Annotated in this window: 13 protein-coding genes and 1 tRNA gene; 12 read left to right on the forward strand and 2 right to left on the reverse strand. The window is 33.9% G+C overall.

Features of this window, described 5'->3' with window-relative positions:
• The first annotated feature begins 259 nt into the window (after nt 1–259).
• The 11 genes from DCO46_RS13085 to DCO46_RS13135 all read left to right on the forward strand — a co-directional run bounded on the left by DCO46_RS13085 (nt 260) and on the right by DCO46_RS13135 (nt 9330).
• Nucleotides 260–898 carry a peroxiredoxin gene (locus DCO46_RS13085; RefSeq protein WP_031453682.1) on the forward strand — a complete coding sequence of 213 codons (639 nt, stop codon included), beginning with the start codon at nt 260–262 and terminating at the stop codon, nt 896–898.
• A 168-nt stretch (nt 899–1066) separates the two neighbouring features.
• Complete coding sequence (locus tag DCO46_RS13090) at nt 1067–1375, forward strand: thioredoxin family protein (protein ID WP_007805605.1); 309 nt, start codon at nt 1067–1069, stop codon at nt 1373–1375.
• A 23-nt stretch (nt 1376–1398) separates the two neighbouring features.
• Nucleotides 1399–1656, forward strand: a complete 258-nt coding sequence (locus tag DCO46_RS13095; RefSeq protein WP_008462029.1) for a DUF6952 family protein — start codon at nt 1399–1401, stop codon at nt 1654–1656.
• Nucleotides 1657–2045: 389 nt separating this feature from the next.
• The gene (tpx, locus tag DCO46_RS13100; RefSeq protein WP_116752968.1) at nt 2046–2543 is read left to right on the forward strand and encodes a thiol peroxidase; all 498 of its coding nucleotides are present in this window, start codon (nt 2046–2048) and stop codon (nt 2541–2543) included.
• 8 nt (nt 2544–2551) lie between these two features.
• A complete protein-coding gene (locus DCO46_RS13105; protein ID WP_116752969.1) occupies nt 2552–2926 on the forward strand; it encodes a diacylglycerol kinase in 375 nt (124 codons plus the stop codon).
• An 18-nt stretch (nt 2927–2944) separates the two neighbouring features.
• Nucleotides 2945–5395, forward strand: a complete 2451-nt coding sequence (locus DCO46_RS13110) for a DNA translocase FtsK (RefSeq protein WP_116752970.1) — start codon at nt 2945–2947, stop codon at nt 5393–5395.
• 7 nt (nt 5396–5402) lie between these two features.
• Entirely contained in the window at nt 5403–6095 is a 693-nt protein-coding gene (locus DCO46_RS13115) for a LolA family protein (RefSeq protein ID WP_116752986.1), read from the forward strand.
• An 8-nt stretch (nt 6096–6103) separates the two neighbouring features.
• Nucleotides 6104–7558 carry an LptF/LptG family permease gene (locus tag DCO46_RS13120; protein ID WP_116752971.1) on the forward strand — a complete coding sequence of 485 codons (1455 nt, stop codon included), beginning with the start codon at nt 6104–6106 and terminating at the stop codon, nt 7556–7558.
• Nucleotides 7559–7560: 2 nt separating this feature from the next.
• On the forward strand, nt 7561–8694 hold the full coding sequence (gene ribB / locus DCO46_RS13125) for a 3,4-dihydroxy-2-butanone-4-phosphate synthase (RefSeq protein WP_165828941.1): 1134 nt from the start codon (nt 7561–7563) through the stop codon (nt 8692–8694).
• A gap of 1 nt (nt 8695) precedes the next feature.
• Nucleotides 8696–9097, forward strand: coding sequence for an acyl-CoA thioesterase (locus DCO46_RS13130; RefSeq protein ID WP_116752973.1), 402 nt, complete (start codon nt 8696–8698; stop codon nt 9095–9097).
• 148 nt (nt 9098–9245) lie between these two features.
• Nucleotides 9246–9330: transfer RNA gene (locus DCO46_RS13135), tRNA-Ser, on the forward strand.
• A 157-nt stretch (nt 9331–9487) separates the two neighbouring features.
• Here the strand turns inward: DCO46_RS13135 and DCO46_RS13140 are convergent.
• Both DCO46_RS13140 and DCO46_RS13145 read right to left on the reverse strand, forming a co-directional pair.
• Entirely contained in the window at nt 9488–10450 is a 963-nt protein-coding gene (locus DCO46_RS13140) for an alpha/beta fold hydrolase (protein ID WP_116752974.1), read from the reverse strand.
• Nucleotides 10451–10529: 79 nt separating this feature from the next.
• Nucleotides 10530–11219, reverse strand: coding sequence for a helix-turn-helix transcriptional regulator (locus DCO46_RS13145; RefSeq protein ID WP_116752975.1), 690 nt, complete (start codon nt 11217–11219; stop codon nt 10530–10532).
• An 803-nt stretch (nt 11220–12022) separates the two neighbouring features.
• On the opposite strand from DCO46_RS13145, the gene DCO46_RS13150 reads away from it, so the two are divergent.
• Nucleotides 12023–12883, forward strand: a complete 861-nt coding sequence (locus DCO46_RS13150; protein ID WP_116752976.1) for an AraC family transcriptional regulator — start codon at nt 12023–12025, stop codon at nt 12881–12883.
• Nucleotides 12884–12950: the final 67 nt, after the last annotated feature.

Raw genomic sequence — 12950 nt, forward strand, 5'->3', positions numbered from 1 at the left:
AAAAGGCTTCAGGACTTATTCAGGTTTATCAGGATTTTGAAGAATTTCAAAAAATTGCAGGAATTAAATTTCTTGAAAAAAGAAACTTCACTGGAACTCTTCCGGTAAATATTGACATTCAATAACTTACAACAAAGAAAACAACTTCTATAACTAAAAGTTATTACTAAATAAATATTAATAATTACATCTTATTGTAAGTACCCTTACTTATACCCTACTTTTGCATCAAATAAATATTTAATTAAAAACGAAAAATATGTCTTTAGTAGGAAAAAAATTCCCAAGTATTGCAGTAGATGCTATCTCAGAAATGGGTGATAACTTAAAAATCAATATTTTTGAAGAAGCAGTAAACAACAACAAAAAAGTATTATTGTTCTGGTATCCAAAAGATTTTACTTTTGTATGTCCAACTGAATTACACGCCTTTCAAGCTGCATTACCAGAATTTGAAAAAAGAAATACTATCGTTATCGGAGCTTCTTGCGATACAAACGAGGTTCACTTTGCCTGGTTAAATACTCCAAAAAACAACGGTGGAATTGAAGGTGTTACTTACCCAATCTTAGCAGATACAAACCGTAACTTAGCTAACATTTTAGGTATTCTTGATATCGAATCTACAAGCTACAGCGAAGATACTGATTCAGTAATCGTTGAAGGTTCAAACGTAACTTACAGAGCTACTTACCTAATTGACGAAACTGGAAAAATCTTCCACGAAAGCGTAAACGATATGCCATTAGGACGTAACGTAAACGAATACTTAAGAATGGTTGACGCTTACACGCACATCCAGACTAAAGGTGAAGTTTGCCCTGCAAACTGGGAAGCTGGTAAAGAAGCTATGTCTGCTGACAGAGTTAGTACTGCTGAATACTTAAGCGCAAACTAATTTTTAAAGTTTCTAAGATACTAAGGTGCTAAGGTTCTAAGACTTGCTCTTATAACCTTAGTAACTTAAAATCTTGCTTCTTAAAAATATCAAAAGAGAGCTAAAAAGAAAACTAAAAACCTTAGTCCCTCAGAACCTTAGCATCTCAGAACCTCAAAAACAAAAAACATGTTAATCGACTTAAACGAAGATACGTTAGCAGATTTAGTTGCTAAAAACGAAAAAGTAGTAGTACAATATTCAGCTTCATGGTGTGGAAATTGCCGTATTATGAAACCAAAATTCAAAAAATTAGCAACAGAAAATGAAGCTATCACTTTTGTTTTGGTTGATGCGGAAAATTCTCCTGAGTCAAGAAAATTAGCTAATGTAAGCAACCTGCCTACGTTTGCCACTTTCGTAAACGGACAATTAGTTGGCGAAACCCAAACCAACAAACAAGAAGTTTTAATCGACCTTGTTAATGCAATTGCTTAATTCATAATTAAAACTCCACAAAAATGAAATTACCCGTAATAAAGCATTTAACACAATTTATAGAAGAAAACGATCAGGACTACATCATTGAAACTATTGAAGTTTTGGAAGCAATGACCGAAATTCCTTCTCTTAAAGATGAAGAATTAGACGTTATTGGCGAATTAATTTCAAACATGTACGGTGCCCTTGAAGTACAAAAACTGGTAGCTCAGGGAACCGACAAAAAAGAAGCTTTAAATACGTTTATGAAACGTGTTTTAGGCTCTATCGATAAATAAATCGAGCTCCTTTCAAAAAAACAAAAAAACATGACGAAGAAAGCGTTTCTATTTGGAGACGCTTTTTTTTATTTTCAGTTTTCGGTTTCAACACAATCTTATCATCCTGACGAAGAAAGGATCTTCACAAGTAGTTCCACAATCAAAATCGCTAATCTTTGTCGAGTTTCTAACGAAGGTCCTTCCTTCGTCAGAATGACAAGATTGAGAGTAAATTAATCATACAATATTCTCCCAAAACAAAAGTTATTATTAAAAAATATAATATAAATTCGTGAATTCGTGGATATCAAAAAGTGCTCCTTAATCTATCCTTAAACCCTTAACAAATACTTTTAGATTCAAATATTAATCCTTACTTTTGAACCTCATTAATTTAAACAAAAAACATGGCTTCAATAACATTAGGAGGAAATCCGGTTCACACATCAGGCGAGTTACCAGCAGTTGGAACACAATTAGCTGATTTCAAATTAGTACAAAATGATTTATCAGTTGCTTCATTAAGCAATTTTGCTGGTAAAAAATTAGTTTTAAATATTTTCCCAAGTGTTGATACAGGAACTTGTGCAACTTCTGCTAGAAAATTTAATGCAAGTGCAAGTAATTTAGAGAACACAACCGTATTGTGTATTTCAAGAGATTTGCCATTTGCTCAAAAACGTTTTTGTGGAGCCGAAGGTTTAGAAAATGTAGTTAACTTATCTGACTTCCAGGAAGGAAGTTTTGGCAAAACAAATGGCCTAAACATCATTGACGGACCACTTGCAGGATTGCATTCAAGAGCTATTATTGTTGTTGATGAAAACGGAAAAATCACGCATACAGAACAAGTTGCTGAAATTGCAAACGAACCAAATTACGAAGCGGCTTTGGCAGCACTATAATTACATAAATGGAATTTCAAAAAGATAATACTTTTGTAAAAGGCCGACTTAAAAGCGTTACATATGCTTTTAAGGGAGCTGTAAAATTAATTAGTACCGAACATAGCGTTATGGTACAATTTTCACTGGGAATACTGTTGACTATTGCCGGTTTTTATTTTAATATCTCTCATGAAGAATGGCTTTTTCAAATTTTTGCAATTGGGCTCGTACTAAGTGTAGAAGGCCTTAATACAGCTGTTGAAAAAGTAGCCGATTTTATTCATCCGAGTTATCACGAAAAAATTGGATTTATTAAAGATATTGCTGCAGGAGCGGTATTTTTTGCCGCAATGACAGCTATCGCAATAGGTTTGATCATCTATATTCCAAAATTTGTATAGGCAATACTAAACGCAAGAATGGCAAAAACAACCAAAAAACAAACTTTAGACAAAAAAAAAGAACCAAAAACTGAGACTTCTGTAAGATCTTGGAGGCCCAACAAACAACAACGTTTTGTTTTAGGATGCCTTTTGGTGATATTTTCTATTGCACTATTAGTTGCATTCATTTCCTTTTATATCAACGGACAATCTGACCAGAGTGCTGTCAGCCAGCTTGACGACCGCACAGAGGTGGTACAAAACTGGCTCGGTAAATTTGGAGCATATTTGTCCGATCTAATTGTATATAAAGGTTTTGGATTGGCATCTTTTATATTTGTGCGCCTGTTTTTCCTTACGGGAATGTTTTTGGCACTGGAATTGTCCCTCAAAAAATTAAAAAATATTTGGTTCTGGGATTTATTTGCCATTATAATTGTTTCTGTTTTATTTGGATTTTTCGCCACTTCCGCACCGGAATTAGGCGGAACTATTGGTTATGAGCTTAATTTATTTTCTCAGGATTATATCGGAAAAACAGGAACGTTGTTAGCTCTTCTTTTTGGATTAATCGTATATCTGATTTTCAAAATAAAATTATCTCCGGAAAAAATCCAGTCTTATTTTGATTCAACAAAAAACGAGATCAAAACAGAACTGAATGCGCTAAAACCTCAGCCACAACCCGAAAGTGCTTATAATCTGGAAGAGTTTGCAGTTGAAGAAATTGAAGAAGAAGAACCGGATAATATTCATTTAAAAACAGAAGATTCTAAATTTGAAATCAACAAAGAAGCTTTAAAACCAACTATCTCAAATTCATCAGAAATTGATTTAAATCCGGTTTTAAAACCACTTCAGATGAACATAAACCCAATAACAGAAACTCCTGTGCACACAGAAGAATTTGTTATAGAAAAAGCGGAAGAAGAAGATATTATAGAAGAAAATCTGGCCTCACGCCTTGTTGCCGATTTTGGGTTATTCGACCCAACTTTAGATTTATCAAACTATAAATTTCCAACCATTGATTTATTAAAAGAATATTCGACTGGCGGAATTACAATTAATCAGGAAGAATTAGAAGAAAACAAAAACAAAATTGTAGATACTCTTCGTAACTACAAGATTGAAATTGCCCAGATAAAAGCAACCGTTGGACCATCGGTAACTTTGTATGAAATTGTACCTGAAGCAGGAATCAGAATTTCTAAAATTAAAAGTTTAGAAGATGATATTGCCTTATCTCTTTCGGCATTAGGAATTCGTATTATTGCCCCAATTCCGGGAAAAGGAACTATTGGTATTGAGGTTCCGAACAAAAACCCAACTATGGTTTCGATGAAAAGCGTAATTGGATCAGCTAAATTTCAGGAAGCTGAAATGGAGTTACCAATTGCTTTAGGAAAAACTATTTCTAATGAAACTTTTGTTGTCGATCTTGCCAAAATGCCTCACTTATTGATGGCCGGAGCAACGGGACAAGGAAAATCTGTTGGATTAAATGCCGTTTTAACTTCGCTTTTATACAAAAAACACCCTGCCGAAGTAAAATTTGTTCTGGTCGATCCAAAAAAAGTAGAGCTTACTTTATTCAATAAAATCGAAAGACATTATCTGGCCAAACTTCCGGATACTGAAGACGCTATTATTACAGATAATGCAAAAGTAGTCAACACTTTAAATTCACTTTGCGTTGAAATGGATAATCGTTATTCATTACTTAAAGACGCAATGGTTCGTAATATTAAGGAATACAACGAAAAATTCAAGTCAAGAAAATTAAATCCGGAAGCGGGTCATCGTTTCTTACCTTATATTGTTTTGGTTGTTGATGAGTTTGCCGATTTAATTATGACAGCAGGTAAGGAAGTCGAAATACCGATTGCCCGTCTGGCTCAGTTAGCGCGTGCTATTGGTATTCACTTAATTATCGCGACACAAAGGCCATCTGTAAACGTTATTACCGGTTTAATCAAAGCTAACTTTCCTGCGAGAATTGCATTTAGAGTAACATCAAAAATTGACTCGAGAACTATTTTGGACACACAGGGTGCAGATCAGTTAATTGGTCGTGGAGATTTATTATATACAAATGGTAATGATGTAGTACGTGTTCAGTGTGCTTTCATTGATACTCCTGAAGTTGAAAAAATTACCGATTTTATTGGCGGGCAAAAAGCTTATGCCACTGCTTATTTGCTTCCGGAGTTTGTTGGGGAAGAAACTGGCATCAATCTTGATATGGATATTTCCGAAAGAGACACATTGTTTAGAGAAGCCGCAGAAATTATTGTAAATGCGCAACAAGGTTCTGCCTCCCTATTACAAAGAAAATTAAAATTAGGATACAACAGAGCGGGTCGTTTAATCGATCAGCTGGAAGCTGCAGGAATTGTAGGCCCTTTTGAAGGGAGCAAGGCACGTAGCGTAAACATCCTGGATTTGAGTGCGCTTGATCAATTTTTTAATAATGAACAAAATTAAACCCCTCATGAAAACGAAAATTCAGGAAATCCAAAACAATTCTATCACTAACATGACAAAAAAGTGTTTTCAAATGGCAATTATATTGCTGTTAAGCTTCACTTCTATGCAGGCTCAGGATAAAAAAGCCAAAGATTTATTGAACCAGGTAACCGCTAAAATTAAAAGTTACGATAATATCGCTATTGATTTTAAATATTCTTTAAACAACGCTAAAGAAAACATCAATCAGGACAGCAAAGGAAATGTTGTTATGAAAGGCAATCAGTATGTTTTAAATTTTATGGGTGTGACTAAAATTTTCGACGGACAAAAAACATACACAATTGTTCCTGAGGATGAAGAAGTTACCATTTCTAAAGTAAACGAAAAGGATGATAATGCTATTACGCCTTCAAAAATGCTGACTTTCTTTAATTCAGGTTACAAATACAATATGGACATTGTTCAGAATGTAAAAGGAAGAAAAATTCAATACATTAAATTAGCACCTACAAACGCTAAAGATCAGAGAAAAGAGATCCTTTTAGGTATTGATGTACAAACAAAACATATTTATAATTTGATTGAAACCGGAAAAAATGGAACAAAAACCACTTTGACCGTTAATTCTTTTAAAACCAATCAGCCTTTATCAAAAAATCAATTTACCTTTGTAGCGAGCAAATATCCAAAATACTACATCAATAAATTAGATTAATTACAAGGTTGAAAATTTTAGACAAATACTTACTAAAAACATTTCTGACTACATTTACTACGGTTTTTGTAATCCTTTTTTTTATATTCATACTGCAGACCGTCTGGTTATTCATTTCTGAACTTGCCGGTAAAGACCTTGATTTGATTCTGGTTGTAAAATTCCTGCTTTTCTCCATGCCAAGGATTATTCCGCTGGTTTTGCCATTGTCGGTTTTATTGTCGTCTATTATGACGTTTGGTAACCTGGCTGAGAATTATGAATTTGCAGCAATGAAATCATCAGGAATATCACTACAAAGAGCAATGAGGGTTTTGATAATCTTCATCTGCGTCTTAAGTTTTGTTGCTTTTTGGTTTGCTAACAATGTAATTCCCTATGCGGAGTATAAATTTGTTAATTTCCGAAAAAATATTGCACAGGCCAAGCCTGCTATGGCGATTGCGGAAGGTCAGTTTAATGACGTTGGAACCTACAATATTAAGGTAAATAAAAAATCTGGTGAGAACGGCAATATTTTAACCGGAGTAACAATTCATGAAAAAGCTAACAGTTATGGTGAAAACAAAACCGTGATAAAAGCAAAAAATGGTGAATTGATCAGTAATGAAAAATCAAGTATTTTAAAATTGGTTTTAAATGATGGTTATTATTATCAGGACGTTACACCAAAAAAATACGAGGATCGTACAAAATTACCTTTTGTAAAAGGGAAATTCAAAAAACAAATCATTAATATAGATTTATCAGAATTAAACAAAACTGATGACAGCCCAGAAAGTGTTGGAAGCACCAATGGAATGCTAAATGTTAATGAACTGCGTTATACGCTAGATTCCCTGAATAAAAACCTCAAGAATGAAATAGTGTCTTTTTCAGAAAATATTAATCAGCGTGTTGGGATTAAAAGCTCACCGAAAGTATATAAGACTGAAAAAAAGAAAAAACCACTCCCTAATAATCTATTATCTTTATATACCAATAAACAAAAGTCGGATCTTCTAAAAATGGCTGCCAGTAATGTGACCAGCAATATTTATTCTATTGAAACGACTCAAAAAGATTTAAAAGACAAACAAAGAGACATCAATAAACATTTAACTGCACTATATGAGAAATTTGTTATTGCTTTTGCCTGTTTCTTAATGTTTTTTATTGGTGCTCCTCTAGGCGCCATTATAAGAAAAGGTGGTCTTGGATTGCCAATTGTCTTTGCTGTTTTGATTTTTATTACTTTTCATTTTATCAATACTTTTGGAAAAAGACTTTCGCAAGAAGGCGGTATGACTCCTTTTATGGGATCATGGATGTCTTCTTTTATATTATCTCCATTGGCTGTATTACTGACTTATCGTGCTACAAATGATAACGGGTTAATAAACTTTGATGCCATTACGACACCAATATCACAATTATTTCAAAAAATTTCCGAACGGTTTTTCCCTGTTCAAAACAAACAATAATTATGTCAACAACAAAAATACAACTTAATACCATTGAAGAAGCTATAGAAGATATTCGTCAGGGTAAAGTAATAATTGTAGTAGATGATGAAGATCGAGAAAACGAAGGTGATTTTTTGGCTGCTGCTGAAAAAGTAACACCTGAAATGATCAATTTTATGGCTACACACGGACGTGGATTGATTTGTACACCACTTACCGAAAGTCGCTGTAAAGAACTTGATCTTCGTGCAATGGTTACCAATAATACAGATCATATGGAAACTGCTTTTACGGTTTCTATTGATTTAAAGGGAAATGGGGTTACTACAGGAATTTCAGCAGCAGACCGTGCTAAAACTGTTCTTGCTTTGGTTAATCCATCTACAAAACCGCATGATTTGGCACGTCCGGGTCACATATTTCCGCTTATTGCCAAGCAAGGTGGTGTTTTAAGAAGAACCGGTCACACAGAAGCTGCAATTGATTTTGCAAGATTAGCCGGCTTTAAACCAGCAGGTGTTATCTGCGAAATATTAAACGAGGATGGTACTATGTCACGTTTACCGGAATTAATAAAGGTAGCGAAGAAATTCAATCTGAAATTAGTTTCTATTGAAGATCTTGTTGCTTACAGAATGCAACACGACAGCTTAATCGTTAAAAAGGAAGATTTTGATATCGAAACCCGTTTTGGAACTTTCAGATTAAGAGCTTACGAACAAACAACAAATAAACAAATCCATATTGCCCTTACTAAAGGCACATGGAATCTGGGCGAACCAATCTTAACCAGAATACATTCTTCGCAAGTTAATAATGATTTGCTTGGCACATTAACTAATAATGCAGAGCAGCAATTAGACGATATGTTTAAGGTCATTAATGAGAATGGAAAAGGCGCCGTAATTTTCATTAATCAGGATATGACTGCTGTAAATCTTTTGAATAGAATTTCAGAGCTAAAGGCGTTACAATCTACAGGAACTTTAAAGGCTCCAAAAGTAATTATTGACAGCAAAGATTACGGAATCGGTGCGCAAATCCTGCACGACATAGATATTTCGAAAATTAGATTAGTATCCAATACAGAGCAAACCAAACGAGTTGGGATGATCGGTTACGGTCTTGAAATTACTGAATACGTAAACTACTAATATGGGTACTATAGAAGAAAGAATTTTAAAATCGGAAACCCATATTTTTAAAGCCGTTTTTCCCAGTACAACAAATCATTACGATACTTTATTTGGAGGAACTGCACTTCATCTTATGGATGAAGTTGCTTTTATTTGCGCAACCAGATTCAGCCGAAAGAAAGTTGTTACAATTTCGACAGGTCAAATTGATTTCAAAAAAGCAATTCCGGCCGGAACTTTAATAGAATTAGTTGCAAAAGTTTTGAGTGTCGGAAGAACAAGCTGTAAGATTCACGTAGATATTTTTATGGAACAAATGTATTCCGAACTTCGTGAAACAGTCGTTTCAGGAACTTTTTCTTTCGTTGCAGTCGATGAAAACAAAACACCAGTGCCAATTTTAGATGATTTGAACCTCTAAAAGTAAAAAAATATTTTTCAGGAATACTGAGAATTAAGCACTTAAAAAACTCTCAAAAAAAAGTTTAAAAAAAGTCCCAAAAAAGTTTTGAGAACCGAAAAAGCGTCTTATATTTGCACTCGCAATCACAAAATGATCGCGACATACTGGAGAAATGGCAGAGCGGTCGAATGCGGCAGTCTTGAAAACTGTTGACTGTAACAGGTCCGGGGGTTCGAATCCCTCTTTCTCCGCGAAAGGCGTAAAACTAAAGAAAAGAATACTTTTCAAAGTTTACAAAAAAGCCCAAAAAATTGGTAAAACCTGCAAATCCTAGGATTTGCAGGTTTTTAGCATTTAAGGCAGTTTTCAAACTTTATAAAATGCCCGAAATATGTTTCTGTTTCCTTATTAATGATCCCGTTGTTCTAGCCATTTTAAAATTGATTGGTTAGTTTCTTCAGGCTTTTCCTGCTGAATCCAATGACCACAATCCAGGCTAACAACCTCTAAATTAGGGACGATACTTTTTAGGTTTTCAGACTTTGGAATCGTATCCCGATTACCATATATCATAAGAGTCGGTTGATGAATGATTGTGATTACATCTTCCATTAAGTGCCAGTTTCTATCAAGGTTTCTATACCAATTTATACCTCCTGTAAACCCTGAGGATTCGAAGGCAGAAATGAAAACAGATAGTTCTTTATCGCTCATCAAGGGATCCCCAAGTGGTTTTTCTTCTCTTGCAAGATTAATCATTAGCATTCCGGGTTCAGGCGGTGTGAGAGGTATGTTTTTTCGGAATATGTTACGAAGGAAACGAGATTTGTTTTTGTTCATTATAGCATCTGCTACTCCTGGTTGTCTATTGAAGTGAACAAAATAGAAGTTCTCTCCAAATATTGCTTCCATCAACTCAATCCATGGTTTATCTCCACGATCTTGATAAGGTAAGGCCAAGTTTATTACTTTATTTACCCTTTCAGGATGCAATATTGCCAGACTCCAAACGACATTTGCACCCCAGTCGTGACCCACAAAAGTAGCATCCTTATAACCAAAATGGTCAAGTAGTGCAATAAGGTCACTTGTTAAGTGTTCAATGTCATAATCCGTTATTTCGGTCGGACGAGAAGAATTACCATAGCCGCGTTGATTTGGGACAATTACGTGGTAGCCAGCATCAACAAGAGCCTGTATCTGATAACGCCAAGAAAATGCATGCTCTGGAAAACCGTGGCAGAGAATGATAGGTTTTCCTGAATTTTGTTGACCTGCTTCAAATACTTCCAGCACTACACTATTAACTGAAATCATTGTAGCCTTAGGAAATGAGATTGGATTAAATCCTGTCTTTATTAAGTTTGTCATTTTTATTCCTTTAAAGATTATTAATGATGCAAACTTATACGTGGAAAGTGACAGCCTTATGTCAGGGGTCAAAAATAAATTAGTGATAGGTGGTAAAATACTCTTCCAGGGTCATTTTGTGTGTTTCAAATTTGTCTGTAAGTATTTCTAATTCATTGATTCTGTCTAAACGAAAAAAACGAAACTTTCTTCTTAATCGACAATAGGCAACTAACAACCAATTTTCTGTACTTAACAACGCAAATGGTTCGATGTTTCGGGTTGTGGGTTCATTTTTTGCATTGGTGTATTCAATTTTTACAACACGAAAATTTGTCAAAGCAAATTGTAAGTCAGATAAATGACTACTGTTTCTTTCCCGATTGTTATTCTGGTCAAATCGTACTCTTTCTGAAAGTAAATTCGCTTTGTCTAGTATGTTGTATTTTAAGACTGCTTTTACTTTTTCAATAGCTTCAGTATAATCTTTAATGAATGAAGTGTCTTTGTTTTGAAGAACTAATTGTTCTGCGGTAATTAACGCATTTGCTTGTGCTTCTGTGAACATTACGGGAGGCAGTCTGTAGCCCTCCATTAGCGAATAGCCTTTTCCATCTTCTGTAATTATTGGAACTCCCGATTGTTCTAGTGCTCTAATATCTCTATAAATTGTCCGATTGCTTACGCTAAATTTGTGTGCAAGAGTTGTTGCCGTCAAAAGTCGTTTTGTTTGCAATTGTATTAAAATTGCAGTCAGTCGTGAAAGTCGTGTAGTCTCATTTTCGTTCATATTTTTTGACTGTCGATGTTTGAAGGGGCACTTTTGGCATTACGGCTGAAGTTCTGTTATTAGAGCGGGTTTGGAACTAAAACCCCTTTTTGGATCTAAGTTTAAATGAAATTGATTTTCTTGCAAATAACATATTATCAACTTATTTAATAAAAACGGCATAGTAAAACCCCATACTTGTAGTAAAATTTGGAATGCTCATTAGTTACAATAATGGGAATATTTAAAATTCCCATTGGTTTAGCATCATATCCACTTATACTCATTAGATCTGGATGACATAGTAAATCTTAATTATTAACTGTAAATATTTTATACTCTTACTAACGTAGTCATGAACAGCACTGCTAAACTTAACAAATTGAATGGATATTATTTTTTTCAAAACTACAAGTATTGAAGTCCAAAAAAATCATTATAAATAGTGATTTTTTATTTCACATACTTATATCATACAACAGGAACTTTTACTCTCGAGCGTAGATAATTTTAAAATTGATGACTACCTATTTTCAATTTAAAGTGAGCACCTCGATTTATTGGAGAGGATATTTGAATTGCATCAAATTTTGCTACAAAAACTTAAGGCGGTATTTGAAAATATTCACCATTCTAAAGTTTTGTGGCAGAATCGTGGCACATGGTGTTTTGAAAAATAAAAAACTAGCCAATGTAAGAATTTAATAAGTTTATGTTCGAATTTATTAAAGCCCCTCTTTTATTTTGTTGCAGATGATTTTTATATTTATTTTTGTAAATATCATAAACAGCGTATTAAATTTTTAGACGATAATGTTTTAAGCTTGAATAATCAAAACCATATTATAAAACAATTTGAGATTTCGCCTCTTGCAAAGGCAGGAATTATTATTGTTAATATGGAAGATCGAGAAGTTGAAGAACATGATATCTCTAAACCACATCGGGATAATCACTGTCAATTAATGTTAGCGTTAGATGGAACATTTAAATTAAATATTGATTTTGAAAATGTAGAATTTTCTCAACCAACATTGCTTTGTGTATTTCCTGAACAAGTACATCATATTACAGAAGTAAAAAATCCTAAAGGATGGATAATCAGTTTTGATACAGCACTTGTTAGTAAAGAAATGCTGCTGCTTTTAGAAAACAAAATCAATAATCCTTTTTTACTTCAAAAAGAATCTAATCTTTACAGACATCTCAATATTTTAATGGATCTGATTGAAAAATTACAGACAGAAAACTCAAATAAATATACTCAAAAAAGCATTCAATCTTTACTAAACGGTCTTTTAAGCTTAATTGCGGGTGAAATTGTTTCAAATTTAAATATCGATAAGGAGAAAGAAAACCGCGGTATGATAATTAAGGAAACATTTGTAAAACTGGCAAAAGAGCATTTCAAGACCTGGAAACAGCCTGGTCAGTACGCTTCGGCACTTTCTATTTCAACAGCGCATTTAAATGATACTGTTAAATCGTTAACAGGAAGTCCGGTATCAGTTCATATTCAGCAGGCATCGATTATGGAGGCCAAAAGACTTCTGTACTTTACAGATAAAAACGTAAAAGAAATAGCATATGAAGCAGGTTATGACGAACCTGTTTATTTTGGAAAACTTTTTAAGAAAATAACAAACCTCACTCCTCTTGAGTTTCGGAAAAAATTCCGTGATTAGGACTATCCTTCCAGTCATTTAAACTACATTAAAAATCATCATCCCATTAATTTTGCATTGTAATTAA

The sequence above is a fragment of the Flavobacterium sp. HTF genome (assembly GCF_003105115.1).
Taxonomy (GTDB): Bacteria; Bacteroidota; Bacteroidia; order Flavobacteriales; family Flavobacteriaceae; genus Flavobacterium.

What these genes read in the sequence shown, in the direction of transcription:
- DCO46_RS13085 (WP_031453682.1), top strand. Translation starts at nt 260, where the DNA reads ATGTCTTTAGTAGGAAAAAAATTCCCAAGTATTGCAGTAGATGCTATC.
- DCO46_RS13090 (WP_007805605.1), top strand. Translation starts at nt 1,067, where the DNA reads ATGTTAATCGACTTAAACGAAGATACGTTAGCAGATTTAGTTGCTAAA.
- DCO46_RS13095 (WP_008462029.1), top strand. Translation starts at nt 1,399, where the DNA reads ATGAAATTACCCGTAATAAAGCATTTAACACAATTTATAGAAGAAAAC.
- tpx (WP_116752968.1), top strand. Translation starts at nt 2,046, where the DNA reads ATGGCTTCAATAACATTAGGAGGAAATCCGGTTCACACATCAGGCGAG.
- DCO46_RS13105 (WP_116752969.1), top strand. Translation starts at nt 2,552, where the DNA reads ATGGAATTTCAAAAAGATAATACTTTTGTAAAAGGCCGACTTAAAAGC.
- DCO46_RS13110 (WP_116752970.1), top strand. Translation starts at nt 2,945, where the DNA reads ATGGCAAAAACAACCAAAAAACAAACTTTAGACAAAAAAAAAGAACCA.
- DCO46_RS13115 (WP_116752986.1), top strand. Translation starts at nt 5,403, where the DNA reads ATGAAAACGAAAATTCAGGAAATCCAAAACAATTCTATCACTAACATG.
- ribB (WP_165828941.1), top strand. Translation starts at nt 7,561, where the DNA reads ATGTCAACAACAAAAATACAACTTAATACCATTGAAGAAGCTATAGAA.
- DCO46_RS13130 (WP_116752973.1), top strand. Translation starts at nt 8,696, where the DNA reads ATGGGTACTATAGAAGAAAGAATTTTAAAATCGGAAACCCATATTTTT.
- DCO46_RS13140 (WP_116752974.1), bottom strand. Translation starts at nt 10,450, where the DNA reads ATGACAAACTTAATAAAGACAGGATTTAATCCAATCTCATTTCCTAAG.
- DCO46_RS13145 (WP_116752975.1), bottom strand. Translation starts at nt 11,219, where the DNA reads ATGAACGAAAATGAGACTACACGACTTTCACGACTGACTGCAATTTTA.